Source organism: Enterobacter sp. D2 (genome assembly GCF_034427575.1).
GTDB lineage: Bacteria > Pseudomonadota > Gammaproteobacteria > Enterobacterales > Enterobacteriaceae > Enterobacter > Enterobacter cloacae_M.
This window is the reverse complement of the sequence record NZ_JAXQPP010000001.1, coordinates 1,470,830-1,487,144: the sequence shown is the minus strand read 5'-3', so window position 1 is coordinate 1,487,144 and position 16,315 is coordinate 1,470,830. Positions and strand designations below refer to the sequence as shown.

Genomic DNA, 16,315 nt, shown 5'->3' with positions numbered 1-16,315 from the left:
ATGCTTTTATGCGCTTTTAAAAGGTGTGGCTATATCGACGGGTAACGGCGGGGATATTTTGGCGGGGCTCCTGCTATCGCGGAAATATAGCAGGAGCCGTTTTTAAATTACCACTTCATTTCGCCAGTATTCACTTTGGCGCTTAATTCCAGCGAGCTTTCATCAGCCAGGCCTGGATACTGTTTTTTCAGGGTGCTGATGACGCCTGCGGAATCTTTATGCGCGGCTAAAGCCTTTTCAAAGCGCTGCAGATAGTCGCGGGTAAAATCAATCGCGCCAGTGCCCGCTGGAGGAGTGCCCAGGTAGTGGCCCGGGATCACGCGCTCAGGTTTGTGCGCGGCCATATGCTCCAGCGTTTCCTGCCACTGCTTGCGGCTTTCCGGCGTCTGGGTGTCTGCCGTCCAGACGTGAATGCCCCAGGCTACCCCGGTGCCGCCGAGGATCGTTTTTGCTGAGGGGATCCACACATAGGCCGCGTAGCTGTCTGACTGCTCGATATCGACCTTTTCCCCGTCAACCATGAACGTGGTGGAGGCAAGAACCTGCGGGACAACCAGCTCCGTTGGCGCGCCGTCCTTCATCTGCGGCCCCCAGAAGGCGAGCTTGGCATCTTTGGTGGCTTTAATATGGTCAACCACATGCTGCGTGGCCACCACTTTGGCATTCGGGAAGGCTTTGACCAGCGGCTGCAGGCCAAAATAGAAATCCGGATCGCCGGAGGTGATCACAATCTTATTCAGGGTTTTACCGCTGCGGCGGATTTTTTCTACCAGCGCTTCGCCATCCTTCACGCTGAACTGCGCGTCAAACAACACCGCCTCTTTCGGGCCGGAAACCAGCGTGGAGGAGACCGGGAAAATGCCTTTTTCCTGCGGGTTCCAGGTATCAATGGTTAACGGCGCGGCAAAAACCGCCGGCGTGAAAAGGGTGGATAGCAGGGCAATATGAGTGAGTTTCATGCTGTTGTCTCAGTTGTTCAGGAATGTGTCTATTGTACGGATATTCGCATTTGCCAGAATTCCTGAAACAAGACATGCTTAGTTTCATAAATCGAGCAGATGGAGCTTTTATGGATCGCGTTATTGCCGCTCAGGTCTACAACCGGATATGCGAGCTGGGAAGTTTGAGCGCGGCGGCGCGCGCGCTGGGCATTTCCCGGCCGATGGTGAGCCGCTACCTGGAACAAATGGAGAAGTGGGCGGGTACGCGGCTGGTAAACCGCTCCACGCGCAAGCTAACGCTGACCGCGGCGGGTGAAAAGGTGCTGCAAAAAACGCGGACGCTCTCGCAGATTTCGCAGGAAATCGAGGGCCAGTCGGAGAAAGATCTGCCCTCCGGCACGCTGCGGGTGGCCTGCGCCCATTTTACCGCCATGCACCTGATTGCGCCGGTCCTGCCTGAGCTGCTCTCGCGCTACCCGCAGCTGCGCATTGAGCTGGACGTGAACAACCACCCGGTCAGCCTGGTGGGAGAGCGCATTGATGTCGCCGTGCGCATTACCGACAACCCCGAACCCGGCATGATTGCCCGCCGGCTGGGGGAATGTCGCTCGGTGCTCTGCGCCTCGCCGGCGTATCTGGCACAGCACGGTACCCCCGTCAGCCCTGAAGAATTAGCGCAGCACAACTGTCTGCACTACAGCTTTTTTGCCGGGCAGTCCTGGCACTTCCTGACGCCAGAAGGGGAAAGCCTGAGCGTGGCCGTCAGCGGCAACCTGAGCGCCAGCATCTCTTCACTGTTGATGGACGCGGCGATCAAGCACTGCGGTATTGCCATGCTGCCGGAGCGCGAAGCGTCTGCCGCGCTGGAACAGGGATTGCTGGTGCCGGTGCTGGAGGCGCTTGAGCCGAAACCGCTTGCCATCCATGGCATTTATCAGTCACGGGAATATCAGCCTGCCGCGCTGCGCGTGTTTCTCGACGAACTGGCCCGCTACCTGGCTTAAGAGCAGGGTTTACGGGTGATTATTTTGCCTTTAGCCAGGGAGAGGACGTGCTCCAGAAAATAATATCCGCCCCGAGATAATTTTCCGCGAACCGATCAAATTCTGCTTTGGTGAAGGGCTTGCCGGTCTCAGGATTTTTATAGGTCAGGGTCGGTTCCTGAACCGCCATGGCGATGAGCGGCAGCGTCTGTTTATTTTTATGGAAGAAGGGATAGGCATTCTTCATGTGTGCCTTGCGGTTGGGAACAATATCCGGCCCACCCAGACCGACATTGTTGGCGCTGGCATACTTAAACAGACGCCCCATGTAGTTGTGGTCGTTATCCCACTCGCACGGCCAGAAGTTCACGTATTGCACCACGTGTGATTTCTTAAAAGCCTTTCGCGCAAAGGCCAGATTTTCCATTTCTCCAGCGAAATAGCTGTCGCAGGTAAACCCGGCGGGCGGATTTTTTTCGTCGAGATCGATGGCGGTTTCGGGCAGGTTTACGCCATACACCTCACCATCAAAGCGTTTCGCGAGGGCGGCCAGCAAAGCCTGGTAGCGCTGACGCACGGCGGGATCCCACTGACGCGCCACCCATCCTGAACCGACAGGCTTGCCTTCGCCGGGGTTATCGAACTGCGGCGCAATTCCCCCACCGTATTGCTTATCGTGCATCAGATAGTCCGGCACGTAGCGGGCGTCCGCCTCAAAAAAACGATCCTGGATTTGAATAAAGAGTTTTTTTCCGGCGGCCTTAACGCGCGCCAGATCCTGTTCTATCCGCGAGAAGTCATAGTTGTCCTTCTCGGGCTCCAGCAGGCGCCAGTTGTAAACGATCTGCACGCCGCCGATATCGCTTCGCGCAACGAGCGGAAACACCGCGTCGAGCTCGCCGGAGCTGGTATAGATAAAATTCTCCGGCGTTTTCGCCAGTGAAGAGAGCGACAGAGCCAGCGTGGTGACGGCAACGGCCATCCTGATTTTTAGCGCCATATCATTATCCTTTTTGTCGGTACAGCAGGTGAAAGTCCCGGAATTGTCTGTGTTCCAGGGTGGGGCAGATGCGTAGTCTATACTTAACCCTTTGTAAGCCAAAAGGAGAGCAAGAATGACTATTCATAAGCACGGTTCGGCACACTGGTCTGGCGACATTAAGCGCGGTAAAGGAACGGTTTCCACCGAGAGCGGCGTTCTCAATCAGCAGCCTTATGGTTTTAATACCCGCTTTGAGGGCGAAAAGGGGACCAACCCCGAAGAGCTGATTGGCGCGGCACATGCGGCCTGCTTCTCAATGGCGCTGTCGCTGATGCTCGGGGAAGCGGGCTATACCGCCGACTCCATTGATACTACGGCGGACGTATCTCTGGATAAAACCGACGGCGGCTTTGCGATTACGAAGGTTGCCCTGAAAAGCAAGGTGACCGTTCCGGGCATCGCCCCCCAGCAGTTCGACGGTATTATTCAGAAAGCCAAAGCGGGCTGTCCGGTATCGCAGCTCCTGAAGGCTGAGATTACGCTGGACTATAAACTTAACTAAGCCACAGCCGGGTTTGCGCCCGGCTATCCCTTCAGCGCGGCGGGAAACACCTCCGCCAGCCACGCAATAAACACCTTAAGACGGTGCGTCAGATGCCGGTTCTGAGGGTAAACCACATGAAACGGATAGGCGGCAGGGCGCCAGTCGCTCAGAATCGCCGTCAGCGTTCCCGCCCGTAAATACGCGTTTGCCGAATACTCAAAGGTCTGAACGATCCCCAGCCCCGCCGCGGCAGCCGCCAGATGGGCATTACTTTCATTTACGCCGAGATAATGCGGAACGTTGATTTCCAGCGTCTCGCCGTTCTTTCTGAAGCGAAAAGGAAACGCCCGCCCGGTGACGGGCGAGAGGTAGCTAATGAGCTTGTGGCCGTTGCACAGCTCCTGTGGATAGGCCGGAACTCCATGGTTTTTCAGGTAGCCCGGCGTCGCGCAGGTGACCATTTCGGCGTTACCGAGATGACGGGCGATGAGGGTTGAGTCGTCCAGCGGACCGCCGCGAATCACGCAGTCTACGTTACCGCTGATGAGATCGACCGGCCGGTCGGCCACGCCAAGGTCGATGCGGATCTCAGGGTAGCGCTGCATAAATTCCGGAAGCAGGGGAATGAGCACGTCCCGGGCGGTGGAGCCGCCCACGTCAACCCGCAAATGCCCTTTTGGCGTCGCGCGGGAAACGCGAAACGAGGTGTCGATATCTTCGATATCAATCAGCACCCTGAGCGCTTTTTCATAGTATTCCATCCCTTCAGGCGTCGCGACCACCCGGCGAGTGGTGCGGTGCAGAAGGCGTATCTCCAGGTGCGACTCAAGCGATTTGACCAGCTTGCTCAGCGTGGCGATCGGCATATTCAGCGAGTCCGCCGCGCGGGTAAAGCTGCCGGACTCCACGACCCGCGTAAAGGCGCGCATCGCCATGAGCTGGTCCATGATGACCTCTGATTATTTCTGTATGTGAATAGTCATTTTCATTTTTGCCTGTTTTTCACTAATGCCGCAAGGGCTAAAGTTTGTTCAACGCGAGCGAAAGCGCGCACCACAAACCCAACAAAAGGTAAATGACATGAACACGACTCTCTCAGGAAAAATCGCACTGGTCACCGGCGGCAGCACCGGTATTGGTCTTGCCACGGCGCAGGAGCTGGCGGCGCAGGGCGCGAAGGTGTACATCACCGGTCGTCGTCAGGCCGAACTGGACGCCGCGGTAGCAGAGATTGCTTCTGACGCCGTGGGCATTCGCGCGGACGTTTCAAAGCTTGCCGATCTGGATGAGGTTTATGCCCGGATAGCCAAAGATGAAGGCCGTCTTGATATCCTGTTCGCCAATGCCGGTGGCGGCGATATGCTGCCGCTGGGCGCGATCACCGAAGAGCAGTTTGACCGGATTTTTGGCACCAACGTCCGCGGAGTGCTGTTCACGGTGCAGAAGGCGCTGCCGCTGCTCTCCGCCGGATCGTCGATTATTCTGACCGGCTCGACGGTCTCCGTTAAAGGGACGGCCAACTTCAGCGTCTACAGCGCCAGCAAGGCCGCCGTGCGCAACTTTGCCCGCTCCTGGGCGCTGGATTTGCAGGGCCGCGGGATCCGCGTCAACGTGGTGAGCCCGGGCCCGATCAAAACGCCAGGTCTCGGCGATCTGGTGCCGGAAGAACACCGTCAGGGGCTGTACGACGCGCTGGCCGCCCAGGTACCGCTGGGGCGTTTAGGCGCGCCGGGCGAGGTGGGTAAAGCGGTGGCGTTTCTGGCCTCCGACGCGGCCAGCTTTATTAACGCCATCGAGCTGTTTGTGGACGGCGGAATGGCGCAAATCTAATCCAGACTGCGCCAGCAGCGGACGTTACGGCCCTCGCGTGAGGGCTGTAGCGGCTGGGGACGTTCACACCCCTGCGTTGCCATCGGACAACGGTCGCGGAAAAAACAGCCCTCGGGCAGGTGACGGTTGCCGGGAAGCTCCGTTTTGCGTAACGCCAGATTTTCATCCAGCGGTTCACCGGTGCGGGGAACCGAGTCGAGCAGCAGACGGGTATAGGGATGGCGAGGCTCGTCAAGCACCTGCGCGGCGCTGCCCAGCTCCACAATCTGCCCGAGGTACATCACCGCCACCCGGTCGCTCATGTGCCTGACCACCGAGACGTTATGCGAGATTAACACGTAGGTCAGATTACGCTGCTGTTGCAGGTTCACCAGCAGGTTGAGGATTTGCGCCTGCACGGAGATATCCAGCGCGCTGGTGGGTTCATCAAGCACGATAATATCGGGATCGGACGAGAGCGCCCGGGCGATGGCGATGCGCTGGCGCTGCCCGCCGGAGAAGGCGTGCGGAAGCCTGTCGAGGTATTCCGGGCGAATGCCCACCTGCAGCGCCAGATCCTCCGCCAGCTGACGGCGCTCGCGCTCGCTGCTGCGTTTTTGCACCCACACCGGCTCGGTGATGATGCGCCAGACCGGCAATCGCGGGTCGAGCGACGAGAGCGGATCCTGAAACACCATCTGCATGCCGCCTGCGTGGTGAGCCCGCTGGCACGCGCCGGCGCTGGGCTTAAGCATGCCCATCAGCAGCTGGGCCAGCGTGCTTTTCCCGCAGCCGGATTCACCGACAATGCCCAGCGTTTCCCCCCGGCGGATCTGCAGATCGAGCCCATTGAGGGCATGGACCTGTTCCGTCACGCGGCCCAGCCAGTTTTTGCGCGCCGCAAAGTTCACGTGCACGCTATCCAGTTCCAGCAGTACATCAGACATGGTGTTTCTCCCGTTGTGGATACCAGCAGGCAGCCTGTTGGCCCTCTGCACCGTTGGGCTGTAAGCGCGGCGTTTCGCTGCATTTCGCCCCGGCGGCAAAGCAGCGCTCGCGGAAGGCGCATCCCTGCGGAAGCTGGCTGAGGTTGGGCACCGTGCCGGGGATGGCGGGAAGCAGGTCGCGCGGCTGGCCGTTTTCCGGCGCGCACCGCAGAAGGCCGATGGAGTAGGGATGCACGGGTCGGTGGATCAGCGTTTGCGTGGCACCGCTCTCGATCACGCTCCCGGCATACATCACGTACATCCTGTCGCAGAGCTGCGACACCACGGCCATATCGTGGCTGATAAACAACACCGAGGTCCCGCTGGCCCGCGCCTTGTGCTTCAGGAGGCGCAGCACCTGGAGCTGGACGGTAACGTCCAGCGCTGTGGTCGGCTCGTCGGCGATAATCAGCTCCGGCTCGCAGGAGAAGGCAAGGGCGATCATCACCCGCTGGCGCATGCCGCCGGAGAGTTCAAACGGATAACGCTCCATGACCTGCTTCGCGTCCGGGATTTGCATCTCTTCCAGCAGGGTAATCGCCTTCTGCTGCGCCTCGCGCCGCGAAAGCGGCTGATGCTGGCGGATCACCTCCACCATCTGTTTGCCAATCCGCCGCGTCGGGTTGAGGGCGGTCATCGGCTCCTGAAAAATCATCGCCACTCGGGCACCGCGCCACTGGCGAAGCTGTTTCTCGGACGCCGTCAGGACGTTTTCGCCGAGTAACTTCACCTGTCCGTGATGAATGCGGTAGCTCCCTTCCGGCAACAGCCGCATGGCGAGCATGGCGGTCACGGATTTACCCGAACCCGACTCGCCCACCACGCCGACGATTTCACCCCTGCCGATCTCCAGCGAAACGTGGTTCAGCGCGTGGACCTCACCGCGAAAAATCGGGAAGCTCAGGTGCAGGTCCTCAATACGTAATACTGGTTCGGTCATCATTGTTTTCCTCCCGATTTCGGATCCAGCAGATCGCGGATACCGTCGCCAAACAGGTTAAAGCCTACGGCGGTAATCAAAATTGCCGCACCGGGAAAGGCGCAGTACCACCACTGGTCCAGGACGTAGTTACGGCCAACGGCCACCATCGCGCCCCATTCGGCGGTCGGCTGCTGCGCGCCCAGGCCGATAAACCCCAGCGTGGCGGCCATCAGAATGGCGCTGCCAATGTCCAGCGAAGCCTGCACAATCAGCGGCGGAAGGGCGTTGCGCAGGATATGCCAGCGGATCAAATGCCAGCGGGAGGCGCCAAACGTGCGGGCGGCCTGAACGTAGGTAAACTGGCGCACCACCAGGGTTTGCCCGCGCGCCAGGCGGACGTAAAACGGGATGCGGACAATCGCAATCGCCAGCATGGCGTTGAACAGGCTCGGCCCGAGCGCGGCGGCCAGCGCCATGGTCAGCACCAGGGAGGGAATGGAGAGCATGATATCCATCACCCGCATGATGATGGCGTCGCCGCGCCCGCCCAGCACGCCGGAAAAACAGCCCAGCAGTGAGCCAATGCCGCCCGCAATCGCCACCACCGCCAGCCCGGCGGTAATCGACTGCTGGCTGCCCGTCAGCACGCGGCTGAACAGGTCGCGTCCCACCTCATCGGTACCAAACCAGTGTTGTGCAGACGGCGCCTGCAGGCGGGCAGTCAGATCCAGCGCGTTCGGGTCATGGGGCACAATCCACGGCGAAGCCACCATCAGGAAGAGCATCGCAATCATAATGATGCCGCCAACGATCGTGAGCGGGCTTTGACGCAGCATCCAGAAAAGCTTTGCCCAGTTGATGCGTTGTCCGGCGGTTTTAGCCGGAGCGGGCGTTTCCTGCGTTAACATCATTCGGCACCTCCGCGCCCGATTCGCGGGTCAATCCACAGGTAAAGCAGATCGACCACCAAATTAACCAGCACGTAGGCCAGCGAAACGACGACGGCAAAGCCCATCACGGCAGGGAAATCGAGCGCCTGAATGGACGTCACCACCCAGGCGCCCATGCCCGGCCAGGCAAAGACGGTTTCGGTCAGCACGGCGCCGTAAAGCAGATCGCCCAGCGCCAGCCCGAGCACGGTAATGGACGGGATCATCGCATTCGGCAGAGCGTAGCGCAGGACGATGTACCAGCCGGGCAGTCCGCTGGCGCGCGCGGTGCGGATGTAGTCCTCGCTGAGCTGCTCCAGCATCGCCGAACGGACCTGGCGCGCCACGATCCCCAGGTGAACAAACGCCAGCGTCAGCGAGGGTAAAATCAGGTGCTGAAGCGCGTTGAAAAAGACCTCACCGTTGCCCTCCAGCAGCGCGTCCAGCAGATAAAAGCCGGTGACGTGCGTCGGCGGATCGAGCCAGTCGTCCAGCCTGCCGCCGCCCGGGAGGATCTGCAGGTGCCCGTAGAACAGCACGATGACGCCCAGCCCAAGCCAGAAGGCCGGCGTGGAGATCCCGGTCATCGCCATTAAACGCACCAGGTGATCCAGCCAGCGGTTGCGGTACACCGCGGACAAAATCCCCAGAGGCACGCCGATGACCAGCGCCAGCAGCAGAGAACAAAAGGCCAGCTCCAGCGTGGCAGGGAAAAAGGCCTTCAGGTCTTCCGCGACCGGGCGTCCGGTACGGATGGACGTGCCTAAATCACCGTGGGCCAGAGCGTCCACGTAGCGGCCAAACTGAACATACAGCGGCTGGTCCAGCCCTAGCTGCTGGCGGATGTTCTGCACGATTTCGTCGCTGGCGCGGTCGCCGGCCAGCAGGCGGGCCGGATCGCCGGGGATCAGGTGTGAAATAATAAAGGTGATAATACAGACACCGGCCACCACCAGGATTAACCCCCAGCAGCGCTGGCGCACTATGCTCCAGAACGTCATACGCTTTCCCCCGGCGAGAACCGTTATTTGCTCATGGTGGCGATGTTGAACACCTGCTCGAGCATCGGATTAAAGGTGAAGCCTTTGACCTCTTTGTTCATCGCCAGCTGGTAGTTTTTCTGGAACAGATAAACGTAGGCCGCCTCGTCGATAACCACCTTCTGTGCCTGCTGGTAATCTTTGGTGCGTTCTGCCTGGTCGGTGGTTTTCAGCGCGGCCTGCAGCAGGGAATCGACCTCTTTGTTCTCATAGAACGAGCGGTTGCCCGGCAGCCCTTTTTTGTCCGATTCGAACCAGTAGTTCATGAACATGTACGGGTCAGCAAAGTCCGGGCTCCAGTTGCCGATGGCAATGTCGTAATCGCCTTTTCCGACGCGGTCGCGCATGGTGGCGTTGGCCAGTTTTTCCAGCTTGACGTTAATGCCGATCTTGCCGAGGCTGGCCTGAGTGGAGAGGGCGATAGGCTCCCAGTTCGGATCGTTGTCCGAGTAGAGGAAGGTCAGGCTGGCGGGTTTGTCTTTGACCTTCTCCAGCGCCGCTTTGGCTTTGGCCTCGTCAAAGCTGTACTGCATTGCCGTGGCGTCAAAGCCCCACATGCCTTCCGGGATCGGGCCGCGCATCTGCTTGCCGTTGCCGCTCAGAATGCCTTTCACCATCCCCTGGTAATCCGTCGCCCAGGAGATGGCCCGGCGTAAATCCACCTGATTGAGCGGCGCTTTACCGTTGTTGAGATAGAGGTAAGTCACGCGCAGGGACGGGTATTCCGCGACGGCGACTTTGCCTTCCTGCTTCAGCGCTGCGAGCTGATCGACGGGCAGGGAGTCGGCAATGTCCAGATCGCCGCGGGAAAGCTGCAGTCGGCGCGAGGCGCTCTCACCGATAATTTTCACCGATACGCGCTTAAAGTGCGGCTTTTCACCCTGCCAGTGAGGGTTAGGGATCAGAATCAGCTGCTGGCCTTTCTGCCAGCTTTTCAGCATAAACGGCCCGGAACCGGCGGTGTTTTGCGCCAGAAAACCGCGCGCATCGTCCGCCGCATTGGCCTTCAGCACCGCCGGGTTAATGATGGACGCCCCGTCGTTTGCCAGCGTGTAGAGGAAAGGCGCGAACGGCTGGCTGAGGGTGAACTTCACCGTATGGTCATCGACGGCATCTATTTTCAGATCTTTCGGGAAGGCTTCAGACGGCCCCTGGCCGAGCTTCAGCAGGCGCTCAAAGGAGAGTTTTACCGCCTCGGCGGTGACCGGCGTGCCGTCGGAAAATTTCGCGTTATCCGCCAGGGTAAAGGTCCACTCTTTCTGGTCTTCAGACGCCTTCCAGCCCGTCGACAGATCGCCTTCCACCTCGGTAGAGCCCGGCTTGTACTTGACCAGACGCTGGTAGGACGGATAGGTGACGGTCCAGTCGTTGTTATCAATGGTGATGGCAGGATCGAGCGTTTGCGGGTCGGCGGCTTTACCGATCGCCAGCATGTCTTTCGGAACGGCGGCCAGCGCCAGCGGGGCGCTCAGGGCCAGCGTGGCGGCGATCAGGGTCGAAACAAGCGATGTTTTCATGGCAGTGCTCCAGGTTTAAAGAGAAGTGTGCGTCAGGGGAAAACAGGCAAAACGGTCGTCGAGCAGCGGGTAGCTGGCGGCGTTCGGCAGTTCGAAGTGCCACCATTCGCTGCTGATACCGACAAAACCACCGCCGAACATGATGGCGTTCAACAGAAGACGGTTGCGCTGGGCGTGCGGCGGCACGGAAGGGTGATACGGATGCGAGCGGTCGTGCATTTCGTCAAAACCGGCACCCATATCCAGTACGGCGTTATGTTCATCCATCAGGGTGACGTCGATGGCCGTACCGCGGCTGTGATTGGAGCCAATCGCCACGTCGACCACGTATTCCGGGTTCGGGCAGGCATCCCACAGCTGGGCCTGCGCCTGCTGCGGCCGATAGGCGTCGTACACCACCAGCTTCAGCCCGGCCAGCGAGGCAATGCTGATGGCTTTTGCCAGCGCGGTGGCCGCGTCGGTATGCAGCAGGCACAGCGCCTCCTGATAGATCGGACGGCCGGTGATGTTGTCGGCGGTGGCGTACTTCAGATCGATATGCAGTGTGGGAAACGTCTTCGCCACATCAATCAGTTCACTCTCTTCGGGCATAGCTCCGCTCCTTTAGCGTTCGAATTGACCAAACTCTTGTTGTAATTGTCGGTTGACCGCCAGACGCGCCGGGAGCGCATCACCAAGCGCTTCCACCACGCCCGACAGCAGCAGGTTGAACAGACAGCTCACGGGGGCAAGCGAATCCCAGAAGTGACCGGTATCGGTTTTCACCTGCAGTAAATCAATCGGGTAATCCCGCGCCCACGGGCACCAGATGTCGGTGATTAAGGCCAGCGGAATGCCTTTCTCGCTGGCGACGCGGCAGTACTGGCGGGCCATCGAGGAGTAGGTGCGCGTATCGGTCAGCACGACGTACGGGTGCGAAAACCCCGAGTTCAGGGATTCCACCCAGCTGCCGGAAGCCCCCTCCGAATAGCTCACGCGCGGGCGGAGGTATTCAAGGTGGCTGAAGAAGGCGTTGGCAATCCCGCGCGTGGACTGGATCCCCAGCACAAACACCGCGTCGGCGTGGGCGAGGTTGTGCACCACCTGACGAAAGGCGTCCGTTTGCGCCATCTGGTACACCTGCGTGATGGCATCCACTTCCAGCGACAGGGCGTGCTGAAGGCGGCTGGAAAGGGGGCGCTGCTGCTGCCAGGAGTCCAGCCGCTCGTTCATGCCCCAGGGCTGATACGGATCGCGCAGGCTCTTTTTGGCATCCTCCAGGTTGCGATACCCCAGCTTGCGCAGGAAGCGTCCGACGGTAATTCCGCTGGTCCCGCTCGCCTGGCCGATGCTCTCCGCCGTTTCAAACGGGATTTGCGCGGCGTGCGCCAGCAGCCAGCTTCCGACCCGCTTTTCGCTGGGCGTGAGCTGGCTGAACGTCGCTTCGATACGGCTCAACATCTCAAGTTTCGTCGTCATACCGCCTCGCTGTTAACAGGCTGTCAAAAGCCGAATTTTTGTTACCGGGTTAACAATGCATGACGCGTGCCATGTTCACAGGGCGGGTGAAACCCGCTGTGCAGTAAACTTCATGCAATATTTGTTTAACCAATGATCAACATTTGTGCAGCGTAGTTCACTTTTGGTGCACTGGCTGAGCGGGCAGGTATGAATTTGGTGAATACGTCAGTCCGTTCACATTTTTGATAAGATAGAAGCATTGAGAACATAAAAGGGATCCCTCATGGCGAATTTGCCCTGGCGAGTCAGCGTGCGCCTGATCGCGCTTGCAAAGAAAACAGGAATGGTCGTGGGGATCGTCCTGGTCGTTCTGCTGGCGGTGCGGGTCTATCTCTCGCAGCAGGGGCCGGAACTGCACCTGTGGCACACCTGGCGGGCCGATGAGATGTCCGCGCGCGAGATGGACAACGCCGATTTTGCCCGGTATATCGCCCGGGAAAACGCCATTTTCGCCGATCTTGATAATGCGGTGACGGCGAAAACAGAGGGCGAGGAACGCACGCCGTTAAACCGCTATTATCGCCAGAGCCTGGTGTGGCCGGGACAGTTTACGCCCGATGCCAACCGCTCCTTTGTGCTGATGCCTGCCGGAAAGCCGCGCGGCGCGGTGGTGCTGTTGCACGGTCTGACGGACTCGCCCTACAGCGTCCGGCGGCTTGCGGTGAACTATCAACAGCACGGCTTTGTGGCCGTGGTCCCGCGCCTGCCCGGGCACGGCACCGCGCCCGGCGCGCTGACGGACGTTGACTGGGAAATGTGGCTGGCGGCGACGCGTCTTGCGGTGCGGGAAGCCACGCGCCTGGCGGGTGAGGCTGTGCCTTTGCATCTGGTGGGTTACTCCAACGGCGGGGCGCTGGCGATGAAATATGCCCTCGATGCGCTGGACGCGCCTTCGCTGCGTAAACCGCAGCAGGTGATACTGCTCTCACCGATGATCGGCGTGACGGCCTTTGCGCGGTTTGCCGGTTTCGCCGGGTTACCGGCGCTGCTGCCGGCGTTTGCCAAAGCGGCGTGGCTGAATATCTCTCCGGAATATAACCCGTACAAATATAACTCGTTCCCGGTGAACGCCGCCCGCCAGTCATGGCTTCTGACGAAGGCTCTGCAGGAGCAAATCGGCCGCGAGGCGCGGGAGAACAGGCTGGCGAATTTGCCGCCGGTTCTGGCGTTCCAGTCGGTCATGGATTCCACGGTCAGCACCCGCGCGGTGGTGACCGGCCTGTTTGACCAGCTTCCGGCAAACGGCAGCGAGCTGGTGGTGTTTGACATCAACCAGGCGGCGAGCTTCCGTCCGCTGTTCAAACCGTCGTCGTGGACGGCAACTTCGGCGCTGCTGCCGGTTGCGCAGAGGAGTTACGGTGTCACGATTATTACCAATGCCAGCGAGCACAGTTTCTCGACTGTGGCGAAAATCACTCCGGCAGGCAGCACCCGGGAGACGGTCGTGCCGCTTGCGCAGGCCTGGCCGCAGGATGTCTATTCCCTGTCGCATATTGCGGTGCCGTTCCCCCCGGATGACGATCTCTATGGCCGTGAGCCTGGGGTGAAAAACCGCTACGGCATCAGCCTGGGGACAATTGCGCTCTGGGGCGAAACGTCCGTGTTGAGCGTCGGAAAAGAGGCGCTGATGCGGGTCACCTCGAACCCGTTTTACGACTATATGCAGGAGAGGATCGACAGCCGGATTGGCGATGGGGAAAAGTAACGTTCCCCTGTGGTGTGAATATGTTAGGTCGCATTGATTAAGTATGTTAAATAGTAGCTTCAAGGCACCACTCTTTCTCATCGGAACCCATTTTTGTGCTGACGACTCTGATTTACCGAAGCCAGTTGAATTTATCCCGCCCCTCCACCGAGCTGCGGGAACTGGTGGAGCGCGCCCGGATCCGCAATGCCAGTCTGAATATCACCGGGGTTCTGCTTGCAAAAGGCAGTGACGTGCTGCAAATACTCGAAGGGTCGGAAGAGAGCGTGCTTAAGCTGTTCCATAAAATCCGTGACGACAAGCGGCACAGTGGAGTGGTCGAGCTGATGCGGGACTATGGCCCGCGCAGACGCTTCGAAAACGTCGGTATGCTGCTGTTCGATCTGCAGACGCAGTCACCGAAAGAGGTGCTGCAGTCGGTTCTGAATTACAGCAAGCTGGAAAGCTATCTCACATCCGATGACCGGGTGTTCAAATTTATTCAGACCTTTATAACCGGTAAACGTCCGGTCCCGTCGGGGGCACGCTACACCGCGGACAAATGGACGCTCTCGACCGAAACGCTACCCTTTGGCGAACACCTGGGGCTGATGGCCAACCAAACCTGTCAGTTTGCGCTCCAGCCCATCGTTGAGCCCTCGGAAGGGAAGATCAGTTCGCTTGAAGCCCTTATTCGCGGCAACGAAGGCGGCAGCCCGGAGTATTTCTTCAGCGCCCTTGACCCGGACAAAATCTACGAAGTCGATCTCCAGACGAAAGCGTATGCCTTTGCTCTCGCGGAAAAGCTGGGCATTGGCAGCCATAAGATTGCGGTAAACCTGCTGCCGATGTCGCTGGTGAATGTCCCCAACGCCGTGGAATTTTTGGTCAGCGAGATAAAAAAACATGGCCTTCAGCCGGAGCAGGTGGTCATTGAAGTGACGGAAAACGAGATGATCTCCGGCTTCAACCAGTTTAATAGCGCCATCAAGCAGCTTCGCGGTGAGGGGATTGGCCTGGCGATCGATGATTTCGGCTCCGGCTATGCCGGTCTTTCGCTGCTGACCCGCTTCCAGCCGGATAAAATTAAGATCGACCGGGAGATAGTCAGCGATATCCACCTCAGCGGCCCGAAGCAGGCGATTGTGCGCTCCATCGTCAGCTGTTGCTCCGATCTTGAAATTACCCTGGTGGCGGAAGGGATCGAGAAGATAGAGGAGTGGTGCTGGCTCGAGTCTGCCGGGATCCGCCGCTTCCAGGGCTTTCTGTTTGCCCGCCCGCAGCTTAATGGCGTCGGTGATATTCACTGGCCGCATCTGGTGCGTTAGCCAATTTTCCTCCCGCGTTATTTCCCCTTCGCACTGCCTGTGCTTAAATAGCTAAAACGGTTTAACATTGTTTAGCTACGAGGAAAGCATGAAAAAAATCTGGGTACTTGGCGATGCGGTAGTGGATTTGCTGCCCGATGGAGAAGGCAGATTGCTGCAGTGTCCCGGCGGCGCACCGGCAAACGTTGCGGTCGGTATTGCCCGGCTGGGCGGCCAGAGCGCCTTTATCGGCAGGGTTGGCGACGATCCCTTCGGGCGCTTTATGGCGAAAACGCTCGCTGACGAAAAGGTCGACGTGAAGTCTATGCGCCTTGACCCGGCGCACCGCACCTCAACGGTAGTGGTCGATCTCGACGACCACGGCGAACGCTCGTTTACCTTTATGGTGCGCCCGAGCGCCGATCTGTTTCTCGAATCCGCCGATCTGCCGACGTTCAGCGCCGGGGAATGGCTGCACGTCTGTTCCATCGCATTAAGCGCAGAGCCGAGCCGTTCTGCGACGTTTGAGGCGATGACCGCCATTCGGGAGGCGGGCGGTTACGTCAGCTTCGACCCCAATATTCGCCCGGATCTCTGGCCGGATGAGAACGCGCTGCGCCGCTGCCTGGAGCTGGCCCTGCAGAGCGCCGACGTGGTGAAACTCTCCGTCGAAGAGCTGGCGTTTTTAACCGGAAATGTCGAGGTAAACGTCGGTCTGCATGTGCTGATGGCGCGCTGTCCGGCGCGTCTGGTGCTGGTCACCCAGGGCAAGGAGGGCGTGATCGCCTGGCATCAGGGCACCGTAAAACACTATCCGGCAACGCCCGTTGAGTGTGTCGATACCACCGGCGCGGGCGATGCTTTCGTGGCGGGGCTGCTCTACGGGCTGGCTGCCGGGCAGGACCTGACGCCGATCATCGCCTTAGCCCAGCGCTGCGGTGCATTAGCCACCACGGCCAAAGGGGCGATGACCGCATTGCCCTGGCAGCACGATCTGTAATTCCTTCCTCCACTGGCCGCCATCCGGCGGCCTGAATTGTCGCCTCGATCACACTTACTAAAACGGTTTAGCAAAAAAGATTGCCGATCCAAAATTCAGAGGTTTAGTATCAGCAACCTAAACCGGTTTAGCAATTTAGCACTTTTAATGACTTCTTTTAGGGATGCGACA

The 16,315-nt window shown here is 59.4% G+C and carries 16 protein-coding genes; 6 read left to right on the top strand and 10 right to left on the bottom strand.

Going from position 1 to position 16,315, the window contains the following annotated elements:
- Positions 1-107: 107 nt before the first annotated feature.
- Entirely contained in the window at positions 108-959 is an 852-nt protein-coding gene (locus tag SPG90_RS07220) for a Vmh family MBL fold metallo-hydrolase (protein WP_126303358.1), read from the bottom strand.
- Positions 960-1,069: 110 nt separating this feature from the next.
- Between SPG90_RS07220 and SPG90_RS07215 the strand changes: the two genes are divergently transcribed.
- The gene (locus tag SPG90_RS07215) at positions 1,070-1,945 is read left to right on the top strand and encodes a LysR family transcriptional regulator (protein ID WP_045399930.1); all 876 of its coding nucleotides are present in this window, start codon (positions 1,070-1,072) and stop codon (positions 1,943-1,945) included.
- A 19-nt stretch (positions 1,946-1,964) separates the two neighbouring features.
- On the opposite strand, the gene SPG90_RS07210 is transcribed toward SPG90_RS07215, so the two are convergent.
- Positions 1,965-2,924 (bottom strand): hypothetical protein, encoded by a 960-nt coding sequence (locus tag SPG90_RS07210; RefSeq protein WP_248195576.1) that lies wholly within the window; start codon positions 2,922-2,924, stop codon positions 1,965-1,967.
- Positions 2,925-3,039: 115 nt separating this feature from the next.
- Between SPG90_RS07210 and SPG90_RS07205 the strand changes: the two genes are divergently transcribed.
- Positions 3,040-3,468 (top strand): OsmC family protein, encoded by a 429-nt coding sequence (locus SPG90_RS07205; protein WP_023311893.1) that lies wholly within the window; start codon positions 3,040-3,042, stop codon positions 3,466-3,468.
- 23 nt (positions 3,469-3,491) lie between these two features.
- Here SPG90_RS07205 and SPG90_RS07200 read toward each other — a convergent pair whose 3' ends face one another.
- Positions 3,492-4,397 (bottom strand): LysR family transcriptional regulator, encoded by a 906-nt coding sequence (locus SPG90_RS07200; protein WP_248193587.1) that lies wholly within the window; start codon positions 4,395-4,397, stop codon positions 3,492-3,494.
- A 133-nt stretch (positions 4,398-4,530) separates the two neighbouring features.
- On the opposite strand from SPG90_RS07200, the gene SPG90_RS07195 reads away from it, so the two are divergent.
- Positions 4,531-5,280 (top strand): SDR family NAD(P)-dependent oxidoreductase, encoded by a 750-nt coding sequence (locus SPG90_RS07195; RefSeq protein ID WP_023311891.1) that lies wholly within the window; start codon positions 4,531-4,533, stop codon positions 5,278-5,280.
- Here the strand turns inward: SPG90_RS07195 and SPG90_RS07190 are convergent.
- Genes SPG90_RS07190 through SPG90_RS07160 form a run of 7 tightly spaced genes read right to left on the bottom strand, consistent with a single transcriptional unit; the run spans position 5,277 to position 12,111 of the window.
- Complete coding sequence (locus tag SPG90_RS07190) at positions 5,277-6,206, bottom strand: oligopeptide/dipeptide ABC transporter ATP-binding protein (protein WP_193131560.1); 930 nt, start codon at positions 6,204-6,206, stop codon at positions 5,277-5,279. The genes SPG90_RS07195 and SPG90_RS07190 overlap by 4 nt on opposite strands.
- Positions 6,199-7,185, bottom strand: coding sequence for an ABC transporter ATP-binding protein (locus SPG90_RS07185; RefSeq protein WP_033145622.1), 987 nt, complete (start codon positions 7,183-7,185; stop codon positions 6,199-6,201). Before SPG90_RS07185 ends, SPG90_RS07190 begins: the two co-directional genes overlap by 8 nt.
- Positions 7,185-8,078, bottom strand: a complete 894-nt coding sequence (gene ddpC, locus SPG90_RS07180; RefSeq protein ID WP_126303354.1) for a D,D-dipeptide ABC transporter permease — start codon at positions 8,076-8,078, stop codon at positions 7,185-7,187. The genes SPG90_RS07185 and ddpC overlap by 1 nt, the downstream gene beginning before the upstream one ends.
- Complete coding sequence (locus SPG90_RS07175) at positions 8,075-9,097, bottom strand: ABC transporter permease (protein WP_033145620.1); 1,023 nt, start codon at positions 9,095-9,097, stop codon at positions 8,075-8,077. The genes ddpC and SPG90_RS07175 overlap by 4 nt, the downstream gene beginning before the upstream one ends.
- A gap of 23 nt (positions 9,098-9,120) precedes the next feature.
- The gene (locus SPG90_RS07170) at positions 9,121-10,653 is read right to left on the bottom strand and encodes an ABC transporter substrate-binding protein (RefSeq protein WP_023311886.1); all 1,533 of its coding nucleotides are present in this window, start codon (positions 10,651-10,653) and stop codon (positions 9,121-9,123) included.
- A 15-nt stretch (positions 10,654-10,668) separates the two neighbouring features.
- The gene (ddpX, locus tag SPG90_RS07165; RefSeq protein ID WP_023311885.1) at positions 10,669-11,244 is read right to left on the bottom strand and encodes a D-alanyl-D-alanine dipeptidase; all 576 of its coding nucleotides are present in this window, start codon (positions 11,242-11,244) and stop codon (positions 10,669-10,671) included.
- 12 nt (positions 11,245-11,256) lie between these two features.
- The gene (locus SPG90_RS07160; protein WP_045399904.1) at positions 11,257-12,111 is read right to left on the bottom strand and encodes a MurR/RpiR family transcriptional regulator; all 855 of its coding nucleotides are present in this window, start codon (positions 12,109-12,111) and stop codon (positions 11,257-11,259) included.
- Between the two features lie 265 nt (positions 12,112-12,376).
- Here SPG90_RS07160 and SPG90_RS07155 point away from each other — a divergent pair, with 265 nt between their 5' ends.
- The 3 genes from SPG90_RS07155 (at position 12,377) to SPG90_RS07145 (ending at position 16,144) form a co-directional block, all read left to right on the top strand.
- On the top strand, positions 12,377-13,858 hold the full coding sequence (locus tag SPG90_RS07155; protein ID WP_322408051.1) for an alpha/beta hydrolase: 1,482 nt from the start codon (positions 12,377-12,379) through the stop codon (positions 13,856-13,858).
- Positions 13,859-13,953: 95 nt separating this feature from the next.
- Complete coding sequence (locus SPG90_RS07150) at positions 13,954-15,165, top strand: diguanylate phosphodiesterase (RefSeq protein ID WP_239632567.1); 1,212 nt, start codon at positions 13,954-13,956, stop codon at positions 15,163-15,165.
- A gap of 88 nt (positions 15,166-15,253) precedes the next feature.
- Entirely contained in the window at positions 15,254-16,144 is an 891-nt protein-coding gene (locus SPG90_RS07145) for an aminoimidazole riboside kinase (RefSeq protein ID WP_322408050.1), read from the top strand.
- Positions 16,145-16,315: the final 171 nt, after the last annotated feature.